The organism is Actinomadura soli, from assembly GCF_005889715.1.
GTDB lineage: Bacteria > Actinomycetota > Actinomycetes > Streptosporangiales > Streptosporangiaceae > Spirillospora > Spirillospora soli.
Genome location: NZ_VCKW01000058.1, coordinates 25,615 through 37,337 on the forward strand (window position 1 = coordinate 25,615; position 11,723 = coordinate 37,337).

General features: G+C 70.4%; 10 protein-coding genes. 6 read left to right on the forward strand and 4 right to left on the reverse strand.

All coding sequences use genetic code 11. The features are described from left to right. Positions 1-56: 56 nt before the first annotated feature. The gene (locus ETD83_RS13960; protein ID WP_138645542.1) at positions 57-263 is read left to right on the forward strand and encodes an antitoxin; all 207 of its coding nucleotides are present in this window, start codon (positions 57-59) and stop codon (positions 261-263) included. A gap of 11 nt (positions 264-274) precedes the next feature. Here ETD83_RS13960 and ETD83_RS13965 read toward each other — a convergent pair whose 3' ends face one another. Next, the gene (locus ETD83_RS13965) at positions 275-1,039 is read right to left on the reverse strand and encodes a class III extradiol ring-cleavage dioxygenase family protein (RefSeq protein WP_171064188.1); all 765 of its coding nucleotides are present in this window, start codon (positions 1,037-1,039) and stop codon (positions 275-277) included. Positions 1,040-1,093: 54 nt separating this feature from the next. Beyond that, positions 1,094-2,635 (reverse strand): tRNA (N6-isopentenyl adenosine(37)-C2)-methylthiotransferase MiaB, encoded by a 1,542-nt coding sequence (miaB, locus tag ETD83_RS13970; RefSeq protein WP_138645543.1) that lies wholly within the window; start codon positions 2,633-2,635, stop codon positions 1,094-1,096. Positions 2,636-2,928: 293 nt separating this feature from the next. On the opposite strand from miaB, the gene ETD83_RS13975 reads away from it, so the two are divergent. From ETD83_RS13975 to ETD83_RS13995, 5 genes are all read left to right on the forward strand, one after another. Next, on the forward strand, positions 2,929-3,651 hold the full coding sequence (locus ETD83_RS13975; RefSeq protein WP_230420896.1) for an amino acid ABC transporter ATP-binding protein: 723 nt from the start codon (positions 2,929-2,931) through the stop codon (positions 3,649-3,651). Positions 3,652-3,758: 107 nt separating this feature from the next. Next, positions 3,759-4,628, forward strand: coding sequence for a glutamate ABC transporter substrate-binding protein (locus ETD83_RS13980; RefSeq protein WP_138645545.1), 870 nt, complete (start codon positions 3,759-3,761; stop codon positions 4,626-4,628). 198 nt (positions 4,629-4,826) lie between these two features. Continuing rightward, positions 4,827-5,510, forward strand: a complete 684-nt coding sequence (locus ETD83_RS13985) for an amino acid ABC transporter permease (RefSeq protein ID WP_138645546.1) — start codon at positions 4,827-4,829, stop codon at positions 5,508-5,510. Beyond that, positions 5,507-6,490: an amino acid ABC transporter permease gene (locus ETD83_RS13990; RefSeq protein ID WP_138645547.1), complete on the forward strand. Its 984-nt coding sequence runs from the start codon at positions 5,507-5,509 to the stop codon at positions 6,488-6,490. Before ETD83_RS13985 ends, ETD83_RS13990 begins: the two co-directional genes overlap by 4 nt. A gap of 273 nt (positions 6,491-6,763) precedes the next feature. Continuing rightward, positions 6,764-8,890 (forward strand): prolyl oligopeptidase family serine peptidase, encoded by a 2,127-nt coding sequence (locus ETD83_RS13995; RefSeq protein ID WP_230420895.1) that lies wholly within the window; start codon positions 6,764-6,766, stop codon positions 8,888-8,890. A gap of 91 nt (positions 8,891-8,981) precedes the next feature. On the opposite strand, the gene rny is transcribed toward ETD83_RS13995, so the two are convergent. Next, a complete protein-coding gene (gene rny / locus ETD83_RS14000) occupies positions 8,982-10,553 on the reverse strand; it encodes a ribonuclease Y (RefSeq protein WP_205717656.1) in 1,572 nt (523 codons plus the stop codon). 356 nt (positions 10,554-10,909) lie between these two features. Further along, positions 10,910-11,389, reverse strand: coding sequence for a regulatory protein RecX (locus ETD83_RS14005; RefSeq protein ID WP_407921480.1), 480 nt, complete (start codon positions 11,387-11,389; stop codon positions 10,910-10,912). Between the last annotated feature and the right edge of the window lie 334 nt (positions 11,390-11,723).

Genomic DNA, 11,723 nt, shown 5'->3' on the forward strand with positions numbered 1-11,723 from the left:
TCGCGCGGATTCGCGCGCCGCCGACGACGAGACGAGGGATCCGGGGGGATTTTCCAATGTCCATCGTCGACAAGGTGAAGCAGATGCTCGGGCAGCACCCCGACAAGGCCCGCGGGGGCGCGGAGAAAACCGGGGACAAGATCGACGAGCGCACGGGCGGCAAGTACTCCGACAAGATCGACAAGGCCCAGGACAAGGCCGGCGAGCAGATCGACCGGGGCGCCGAAGGCCGCGAGCAAGGCGGCCACCACGAGGGCGGCTAGCCCGGCGACGGTCAGCCCTCCTGACGCGCACGCGACCACCCCGCCGCGAAGTAGCCCACTCCGTACGGCGCTTCGTCGGCGAGGAGACGCCCCGTGAACCGGCCCGCGCCGCCCGCAGGGGCGCCCGTGCCGGACCCGCCCGTGCCGGACCTGCCCGTGCCGGCGCCGTGCGCGCCCGCGAGCACCTGCCACGCCGCGCGCCCTGCCGCCTGGACCTCCCGGGAGAGTCCCGGGTCCAGCGCGGCCAGGGCGGCGGCGTCGGCGCCGGCGAGGGCCCGCGCCACCGCCTCGTCGTAGGGGCCCGCCCGCTCGTCGAGGTAACCGGGCGCCTTCTCCGAACGGCACGCCGACCCGTCGCCCATCACCAGCAGCGCGACCCGTCCGGCCGACTCCGCGAGGTCGCGCCCGAGGGCCAGGCATTCCGCCGGTGAAGCGTCGAACGCGACCGCCTGATAGCGGACGTCGGCGCCCGCGTTCTGCCGGTCGAGGAGCCAGCGCCCGATGGTGAGGGAGAGCGGGAGCGCCTCAGCGCCGTCCTTGGGGTCGTCCGGGCTCGTCCAGGCGAGGCCGTACGGCTGGAGCGTCGCGTAGGCGTCCGGCCCGTAGGGGCGCGTCTCCGGCGCCCCGCCGACCACGATCAGCGCGTCCCAGCCCAGCAAACGCCGCACGGCCTCGTGGCACGCGGCGCGCAGCGCGTCGAGCTCCGGCGCCGCCTCCCCCGCCATCGCGGGCACGAGGATGGGCGGATGCGGGCACACCGCGGCCGATACGAGCACATTGCCTCCTGGACCAGGGGCCTCAACGGGGAACACCCCCGATCATGCCGGAGGTCAGAGGCGGGTGGAGCAGCCCGTCGCGGGCGCGTCGCCGGAGCGAGGAAGGCCGGCCGGACGTCCGATGGAGGGCATTCCGAGCGAAACGCCCTCAGGGGCCTCACCCCGCCCCTGGCGCGCCTCCCAGGCGTCGCCGGCGCGCGTCCGGCGGACGGCCGGCACCGGCTTGTCGGCGACCAGGTGGTGCGGCGCGGCGTAGGTGACCTCGACCGCGGCCATGTCGCCGGGACGGACCGGCTCGTCCGGCGTGCTGAAGTGCACCAACCGGTTGTCGGCCGCGCGGCCCGACAGCCGCCGCGTCGCCTGGTCCTTGCGGCCCTCACCTTCGGCGACCAGGACCTCCAGCGTGCGGCCGAGCTGCTTCTTGTTCTCCGCCCAGGAGATCTCCTCCTGGGCCGCGATGAGCCGCTCGTACCGCTCCTGGACGACCTCCTTCGGCAGCTGGCCGTCCATGGTCGCGGCCGGGGTGCCCGGACGCTTGGAGTACTGGAACGTGAACGCCGACGCGAACCGCGCCTCCCGCACCACGTGCAGCGTCTCCTCGAAGTCGGCGTCGGTCTCGCCGGGGAAGCCCACGATGATGTCGGTCGTGATCGCCGCGTCCGGGATCGCGGCCCGGACCTTCTCGATGATGCCGAGGTAGCGCTCCTGCCGGTACGAGCGGCGCATCGCCCGCAGCACCGCGTCCGACCCGGACTGCAGGGGCATGTGCAGCGACGGCATCACGTTGGGCGTCTCGGCCATGGCGGCGATGACGTCGTCGGTGAAGTCCTTGGGGTGCGGCGAGGTGAACCGGACCCGCTCCAGCCCCTCGACGCCGCCGCACGCCCGCAGCAGCCCCGCGAACGCGGACTGCCCGCCGGACGTCATCGAACGCACCTCGTCCGGCGCGTCCGCCAAGGCGCCGAACCCCGAGCCGTAGGCGTTGACGTTCTGGCCGAGCAGCGTGATCTCCAGGACGCCGTCGGCGACGAGCGCCTCGACCTCGGCGAGGATCTCACCGGGGCGGCGGTCCTTCTCCTTGCCGCGCAGCGACGGGACGATGCAGAACGTGCACGTGTTGTTGCAGCCGACCGAGATCGACACCCACGCCGCGTACGGGGACTCCCGGCGCGTCGGCAGCGTCGACGGGAACGTCACCAGCGACTCTTCGATCTCGACCTGCGCCTCGTCCTGGACGCGGGCCCGTTCCAGCAGCGCGGGCAGCGATCCGATGTTGTGGGTGCCGAAGACCACGTCCACCCAGGGGGCGCGCTTGACGATGGTGTCGCGGTCCTTCTGCGCGAGGCAGCCGCCGACGGCGATCTGCATGCCCGGATGGCCGTCCTTGACGGGACGCAGATGCCCCAGATTGCCGTAGAGCCGGTTGTCGGCGTTCTCCCGCACCGCGCACGTGTTGAACACGACCACGTCGGGTTCGGCGTCCCCGGCGCGCACGTACCCGGCCGACTCAAGGAGCCCGGACAGCCGCTCGGAGTCGTGGACGTTCATCTGGCACCCGTACGTACGAATCTCGTAGGTGCGGGCAGCCGTCTCCATTGGCGCACTCATGACGGTTACCAAGGGTACGGGCCTTACGCGACATCACAGAATCGGTAATCGCCCCGGTCACCCCGCCCGGCCGACCAGCACCGGTGATCACGCTCCGCCACCGCGGACCCCGTTCTACATGGGTATTCGTGATCGTATCGGTACCGCGCGGCGACTTTCGCGCCGCTGCCGATGACGTAAAGTCCGAGCGCATGACGGACAGCGAAGGCGGGCCCGACCTCACCAAGGGCGGGCCGGAGGACCCCATCGAGCCGGCCGCCTCGGGTGACCGGCCTCTCGTCGTGGTCGAGAACGTCAACAAGCACTTCGGCGAGCTGCACGTCCTCAAGAACATCAACCTCACCGTCGACCCCGGCGAGGTCGTCGTCGTCATCGGCCCGTCCGGCGGCGGGAAGTCGACCCTGTGCCGGGCGATCAACCGGCTGGAGCCCATCGACGACGGGACGATCCTCCTCGACGGCAAGGAGCTGCCGAAGGAGGGCAAGGAGCTGGCGAAGCTCCGCGCCGACGTGGGCATGGTGTTCCAGTCGTTCAACCTGTTCGCCCACAAGACGATCCTGGACAACGTCACGCTCGGGCCGATCAAGGTCCGCAAGCAGGGGAAGCAGGAGTCCGAGAAGCAAGCGATGGAGCTGCTGGACCGGGTCGGCATCGCCAACCAGGCCCACAAGTACCCCGCCCAGCTGTCGGGCGGCCAGCAGCAGCGGGCCGCGATCGCGCGCTCCCTGGCGATGCGGCCCAAGGTGATGCTCTTCGACGAGCCCACCTCGGCGCTGGACCCGGAGATGGTCAACGAGGTCCTCGACGTCATGACCGGCCTGGCCCGCGAGGGCATGACGATGATCGTCGTCACGCACGAGATGGGATTCGCGCGGAGGGCGGCGCGAAAGGTCGTTTTCATGGCGGACGGACAGATCGTGGAGGAGAACACTCCCGACGAGTTCTTCACCAACGCGCGCACCGAACGCGCCAAAGACTTCCTGTCGAAGATCCTCACGCACTGAATCGGTTTCGTTCCGGCGTGCCCGCACGGGTCTGGATCATCCGGCCGCAGAACGGCGATGATGCACCGGCCGCGGGGCGCCGGCAGAGAGCAGAGGTAGGACGAGAAATGCGAGTACGTCGTTTCGGCGCCCTGATCGGGGCGGGGCTGGCGCTGTCACTGGCGGTCGGCGCGTGTGGCAGTGACACGGAGAAGACCGAGGCCAAGACGGTCGTCCAGAAGGCGAAGGACGACAAGAAGCTCACCATCGGCATCAAGTACGACCAGCCGGGGCTGGGCCTGAAGAAGCCGGACGGCACCTTCGACGGCTTCGACGTGGACGTCGCCAAGTACGTCGCCAAGCAGCTCGGCGTCCCGGAGAACGGCATCACGTTCAAGGAGACGACCTCGGCGAACCGCGAGGCGTTCATCGGCGGCGGGCAGGTCGACCTGATCTTCGCCACGTACTCCATCACGGAGGCGCGCAAGGCCCAGGTGACCTTCGGCGGCCCGTACTACGTGGCCCACCAGGACACGCTGGTCAGCGCCGACAACAACGACATCAAGGCGGCGAAGGACCTCAAGGGCAAGAAGCTGTGCAAGGCGGCCGGATCGAACTCCTTCCGCCGCATCACCGAGGGCCCGCCGGACGGCAAGCTCAACATCAAGGGCGTCACCCTCGTGGACGCCAGCAGCTACTCCGAATGCGTGAGCAAGCTGAAGGCCGGCGCGCTCGACGCGGTCAGCACCGACGACCTGATCATCGCCGGGTTCGCCACCCAGCAGAAGGGCTCCTTCAAGGTCATCAACGACCCCTTCACCGACGAGAAGTACGGCGTCGGCATCAAGAAGGGCGACAAGGAGACCTGCGAGGCCGTCAACAAGGCGATCACCCAGTTGTACTCCGACGGCACCGCCAAGACCCTGCTGGACAAGCACTTCTCCGGCGCCGGGCTGCAGCTCGTCACGACCGCCCCGCAGATGGAGGGCTGCGCCTGATCCGCGGGCCGCGTCCGATCCGCGGGCCGCGCCCGGCGATGCGCAGGCCGTGCCTGATCCAGGCCGCGCCCGGCCGCCGGTCGCGCCCGCCGCCCGCCACGCGTGACGTCCGTCACGCCGGCGCGTCCCCGCGAGACGGTTCCCGGGGACGCGCCGGCCTGGCCTGACAGTGCTGGAACGCCATGAGACATCTGAGCAATGTTTGATTTCGGCCCGTTCTTCGACAACATCGGCGAGATCCTCGACGGGTTCTGGGCGACGATCCGCCTGGCGGCCGCCGCCGCGGTGCTCTCCCTGATCATCGGCACGATCCTGGCGAGCTTCCGGGTCTCCCCCGTGCCCGTGCTGCGCGCCTTCGGCACGAGCTACGTCAACATCGTGCGGAACACGCCCCTCACCCTGGTGCTGCTGATGTGCAGCCTGGGCCTCAACGACATCCTCGCGCTGAAGTTCTCCGACAACTCGTCCACGACGTACTACTGGTGGGCGGTCCTCGGCCTTTCGGCGTACACCGGGGCGTTCGTCTGCGAGACGCTCCGGGCGGGGATCAACACCGTCCCGCTGGGGCAGGCGGAGGCGGCGCGCTCGATCGGCCTGACCTTCTTCCAGTCGCTCCGCATGATCATCCTGCCGCAGGCGTTCCGGTCGATCATCGCGCCGATGGGCAGCGTCCTCATCGCGATGATCAAGAACACGACGGTGGCGGCCGCGGCGAGCTACGCCGAGGTCGCGCTGGTCACCAAGACGATCGTGGACAAGCCGTCGTTCGCGAGCGGTGTCATCCCGCTGTTCCTCGGCGTGGCCGTGGGCTTCCTGATCCTCACCCTGCCGACCGGATACTTCTTCGGCTGGCTCGCGAAGCGGATGGCGGTGGCGCGATGAGCAAGGGAGCGTCCGTACTCTTCGACGTCCCCGGACCGCGGGCACGCGCGCGGAACACGATGCTGACCGTCGTCATGTCCTTGGTGTTCGCCGCCATTTTCGCCTTGCTGGTCTGGCGCCTGTACGACAAGGGCCAGTTCGAGGAGAAGCTCTGGACACCGTTCACCGAGTGGAAGGTCTGGCGCGGCCTGCTCCTGCCCGGCCTGTTGAACACGCTGAAGGCGGCCGCACTCGCGACCGTCCTGGCGCTGCTGTTCGGCGCGGTGTTCGGACTGGCCAGGCTGTCGGACCACTGGTGGATCAGGATCCCCGCCGGGGCCGTCGTCGAGTTCTTCCGCGGCATCCCGCTGCTGATCCTGATCTTCCTGGCGTTCTTCGTCCCGAACAAGATCAGCCCGGAGATCGCCGAATCGCCGCTCGGGCAGGCGCAACGGCTGTCGGTGGACTACTTCTTCTCGATCTTCGGGGTGGAGAGCAACGCCGGCGTCGTCACCGTCCCCGCGTTCGCCGCGGTCGTGTTCGGCCTGACGATGTACAACGGCTCCGTGCTCGCCGAGGTGGTGCGCGCGGGCGTCCTGTCGATCCCGAAGGGGCAGTCGGAGGCGGCCTACTCCGTCGGGCTCCGCAAGAACGGCGTGATGCGGCTCGTCCTGCTGCCGCAGGCCGTCACGGTGATGATGCCGGCGATCGTGAGCCAGATCGTCGTCCTGCTCAAGGACACGGCGCTCGGCTTCATCATCGCCTACGGCGAGTTCCTGCAGGCGGGGTTCAAGCAGGTCCCCGCCAACTACCACAACAACGTCCTGCAGGCGGGCATCGTCGTCGCGATCATCTATATCGCGATCAACATGTCGCTGAGCCGGGTCGCGACCTGGCTGGAGGCCCGCAGCCGCCGCAGCCGCAAGACGTCCGCCAAGACCCTCAAGGCGGGCGGCCCCCCGCCGGTCGCGGGGGTGGGGGTGACCCAGCAGTCGATCTAGTCAGGGCCTGAACCCGTCGGGCCGAACCGCGTTTCCTCCGTGCGGGGCGCCGCCGATTCCGGCGGCGCCCCTCGCCGTTTCGGCGCTGCCGTTTCGGGGGCGCCGTTTCGGCGGCGTCCTTCGCGGTATACGGGCACCGATGGACGTTCAGGACGCGCAGGCGGCGGACACCGGTGATGACCATGGGTCCCCTGGTGGCCTGCAGGTATCTTTCCGAATTCAAACGGCCCGTCATGGCCCCAACCCGTCCCCGTATGCGGGACGATTCCTGGTATGACCGCTCGTGCGACCCTCCCTTACGGCTCATGGCCTTCACCCATCTCTGCGGCCGATGTCGCCCGCGCTCGGCTGCGCCTCAGCTTTCCCACCGTCGCGGGCAACGACGTGTGGTGGCAGGAGACGCGGCCCGAAGAGGGCGGGCGGACAACGGTCATCCATCTCAAGGGCGGTCACCGCACCGAACTGCTGCAGGCGCCGTGGGACGCGCGTACACGCGTCCACGAGTACGGCGGGCGGTCGTACCTGACGGTGCGCGGCGAGGGCGGCGGCCTGTCGGTCGTGTTCGCCAACTACGAGGACCAGCGCCTCCACCGCCTCGACGAGGGCGACCCGAAGCCGTATCCGCTGACGCCCGAGCCGGCCGTCCCGGCGGGGCTGCGGTACGCCGACTTCGTGCTGTCCCCTGACGGGACGGAGATCTGGTGCGTCTGCGAGGGCCACATCGCCGCCCCCCAGGAAGCGCCGCAGGCCACGAGCGCGGGGACGAGTACGGGCGGGGACGCGGGCACGAGCGCGAGCACAGGAGCGGGCACGGGCACGGGCACGGGCGAGTCTGGGACGGACGGCGCGGGGCCGGAGGGCGGCGTGGACGACAAGCCCGCCACCCTGGGCATCAGGCGCGCGATCGTCGCCGTCCCGCTGGACGGCAGCGCCGCCGACAACGCGGGCGCGATCCGCGAACTGGTCACCGGCGCCGACTTCTACGCCTCCCCCTCGCCGTCCCCGAGCGGCGGCCACCTGGCCTGGGTGCAGTGGAACCACCCGCGCATGCCGTGGGACGGCACCGAAGTGCGCGTGGCGGCGATCGAGAACGGCACGGCGGTCGCGCCCCGCACCGTCAAGGGCGGGCTCACCGAGTCGGCGCTGGCGCCGCTGTGGCGCGACGACCAGTCCCTGTACGTCATCTCCGACTGGCCGGGCTGGTGGAACATCTACCAGGTCGGCCTGCACGGCGAGTCGCCGCAGGCGCAGTACCCGGCGGAGGAGGAGTTCGCCGGTCCGCTGTGGCAGCTCGGCGGAATGCCCTACGCGCTGCTCGGCGACGGCCGTCTCGCCGTCCTGCACGGCGAGGGCAACCTGCGTCTCGGCGTCTACGACCCCGAGACGCTGGAGCTCGTCGACCTGGAGGTCCCCTACGAGCACTGGCAGACGCAGCTGTCCACGGACGGGACGACGATCGTCGGCATCGCGGGCGGTCCCGACCTGCCGACATCCGTCGTCCGGGTCGACACCACGACCGGACGCGTCGAGGGGCTGCGCAGGGAGCTGGCCGAGCTGCCCGACGTCGCGTACCTGTCCAGGCCGCGCGCCGAGCAGTTGGAGGGGCCGTTCGGGCGCCCCGTCCACGCCTACATCTACCCGCCGACCAACCCGGAGGCGGCCGCGCCGGAGGGCGAGCTGCCGCCGTACGTCGTGTTCGTGCACGGCGGGCCGACGGGACGCGTCTCCACGGTGCTCGACCTGGAGCGGGCGTTCTTCACCAGCCGCGGCATCGGCGTCGTCGACGTCAACTACGGCGGGTCCACCGGCTACGGCCGCGCGTACCGCGAGCGGCTGCGCCGCCAGTGGGGCATCGTGGACGTCGAGGACGCCGTCGCCGCCGCGCAGGCCCTCGTGGACGGCGGCATCGCCGACCCGTCCCGCCTCGCCATCCGCGGCGGCTCGGCGGGCGGCTGGACGACGCTCGCCGCCATCACGCAGACGGACGTGTTCAAGGCCGCCACGTCCTACTTCGGGATCAGCGACCTGCAGAGCTTCGTCAAGGCCACGCACGACTTCGAGTCGCGGTACCTGTTCGGCCTGATCGGCCCGCTGCCCGGCTTCGAACGCGCCTACGAGGAGCGGTCGCCGCTGAACAACGCCGACAGGACGGCGTGCCCCGTCCTGCTCCTGCAAGGCCTCAACGACCCGGTGGTGCCGCCGGACCAGTCCGAGCGCTTCGCGGTGGCGCTGGCGGCGAAGAAGACGCCGTACGCGTACCTGACGTTCGAGGGCGAGTCGCACGGCTTCCGGCGCGCCGACACCGTCATCCGTTGCCTGGAGTCCGAGCTGGCGTTCTACGGCCAGACTCTCGGCTTCAAGCCCCGCGGCCTCGCCCCCATCGACCTGACCGTCGGGTAGCCGCCGATCAGGTCGCGGGCGCCGACGCTGTCGCGTTCGCGGGCGCGGTGACGGCCCGGCTGAGGGAGGTCGGGGCGGCGGTGGGCCGGGGTCAGCGGGCGAACTCGATGGCGCGGGACTCGCGGACGACGGTGACGCGAATCTGCCCCGGGTACGTCAGCTCGTCCTCGACCTGCTTGGCGATGTCGCGGGCGATGACCTGCGCCTGGATGTCGTCGACGGAGTCCGGCTTGACCATCACGCGGATCTCCCGCCCGGCCTGCATCGCGAAGACCTTCTCCACGCCGTCGTGCTTCTCCCGCGCGATCTGCTCCAGCCGCTCCAGCCGCTTGACGTACGCCTCCAGGGATTCCCGGCGCGCTCCCGGGCGGCTGCCGCTGATCGCGTCGGCGGCCTGGGTGAGCACAGCCTCGACCGTCCGGACCTCGACCTCGTTGTGGTGCGCTTCGATGGCGTGCACGACGTCCTCGTGCTCGCCGTACCTGCGCGCGATCTCGGCTCCGATCAGCGCGTGGCTGCCCTCCACCTCGTGGGTGAGCGCCTTGCCGATGTCGTGCAGCAGTGTGCACCGCTTCGCGATCTCCACCGGCAGCCGCAGCTCGCTCGCCATGACGCCCGCGAGGTGCGCGGACTCGATCAGGTGCTTCAGCACGTTCTGCCCGTAGGACGTCCGGTAGCGCAGCTGGCCGAGCAGCGCGATCAGCTCCGGGTGCATGTCGGCGATGCCGACCTCGACGAGCGCGTCCTCGCCGGCCCGCACGCACAGCTGCTCCACGTCGCTCTTGCTGCGCTCGTAGATCTCCTCGATGCGCTGCGGATGGATCCGCCCGTCCAGGACGAGCTTCTCCAGCGTCAGCCGCCCGACCTCGCGCCGCACCGGGTCGAAGCAGCTCAGCAGCACCGCCTCCGGCGTGTCATCGATGATCAGGTTCACACCCGTCGTCGTCTCGAACGCGCGGATGTTGCGGCCCTCGCGGCCGATGATGCGGCCCTTCATCTCGTCGCTCGGCAGGTGCAGCACCGAGACCACCGACTCGGCGGTCTGCTCGCTCGCGACCCGCTGGATCGCCAGCGTCACGATCTTGCGGGCGCGCTTGTCGCCCTCGGCCCGCGCCGCGTTCTCGATCTCCCGGACGATCGGGATGGACTCCCGCTTCGCCTGGTTCTCGACCGCCGTGACCAGCTCGCCCTTGGCCTGTTCGGCGGTGAGCCCGGCGGCGCGTTCCAGGATCTTGCGCCGCTCATCCTCGACGGCGGCGAGCTCCTCCTTGCGGGCCTCAAGGGCCTTCTTCGTCTCGGCGAGCCGCCCGGACCACTCCTCCAGCCGCCGCACCTCACCGTCCAGGCGCTGCTCCCGCTCCGCGAGGCGCGCCTCCCGGCGTTCCAGATCTTCCCGGACGGTCCGCAGGTCGTCGCGGAGGGACCGGCCCTCTTCCTCGGCCTCCGCCCTGGCGTCCGAGGCGATCCGCTGCGCCTCCCGCTCGGCCTTCTCCAGGACGGTCTTGGCGTCCTGCTCGGCCTTCGTTTTGATCTCGTCGCCCTCGCTCCGTGCCCGGGCCATCTCCGCCGCGGCCTTGCCGGGCATGCCCGGACGCCACAGGACGACGATCACGAGAGCGACCAGGGCCACCAGCAGTGCTGCACCCAGCAGGACGCTCTCCATGAGGCAGATCCTTCCTCGCCGCGGGTCCGTCCTGAGTCGGGACCCTGCCTAGCGAGGATTTACTCGCGTCCAGCGGACGGCCGGAGACGGGCCATCGCCGGGGCCGCGCACCCGCGCGCCGCCGATGACCAGGCCGAATCCGGTCGACGAACGTGTCCTGTATGCCTCTCAGCTGCTGGAACGTGCTCGGTCGTATGACAATCCGCGAGACGCGGAGTAACTCCTCACTGCCGTAACGGTAAGCGGCATGGAGGTAATGAGCAAGCAAACGTGGGGCATTCCGGACTAACCGAACGTCAACGTGATGCCTCTCTTACCACGTTCCTTACTGCGCTCATTGCGGCCCTCTCCTCGGGTCAGTCGAGGGGCGGGTCGTCCGGAAGGGCCTCCGGATCGGTGCCGTTTTCGGCCAGTGCCTCTCTCACGATCCGGTAGGAGAGGCCGGGCGAGTAGCCCTTGCGGGCGAGCATGCCCATGAGGCGGCGCATGCGCTTGGCGGGGTCGACCCCGGCCGTGGACGGGAGTTTGCGGACGACGAGGGCACGGGCGGTCTGCTCCTCCTGGGCGGGGTCCAGCGACTCGACGGCGTCGCTGACGGTCTCGTCCGCGACGCCGCGCCGGCGGAGCTCGGCCGCGAGGGCGCGTCTGGCGAGGCCGCGGCCGGTGTGCCTGGACTGGACCCATGCCTGTGCGAACGCCTCGTCGTCGATGAGGCCGACGTCGCTGAAGCGTCCGAGCACCCGTTCGGCGACGTCGTCGGGGATGTTCTTGCGCCGCAGCGCGTCGGCGAGCTGCGCCCGCGTGCGCGGGGACGCCGCCAGCATGCGGAGGCACACCTCGCGCGCCGCACCCTCGGGATTCGCGTCGCGCCCCGCGCCGCCCTTCCCGGCACTTGACGCCTCACCCAGTGGACTTGACGCCTCGCCCAGTGCACCTGACGCCTCGCCCAGTGCACCTGGTGCCTCGTCCGGTGCACCTGGTGCCTCGTCCGGTGCGCCTGACGCCTCGCCCGGTTCGCCCAACGGTGCCCCGGTCATACGGCCCCCGCTGGCACCGGCCCCGCCCGTGCGATCTGAGCCCGGCTCATCCCCTGGTGGCCAGGGAGGGGCGAGCGCGGCGTCATGGGCGGGGGCTCGCATGGGAGGCGTTGTGCCTGTCTCTTATACACCT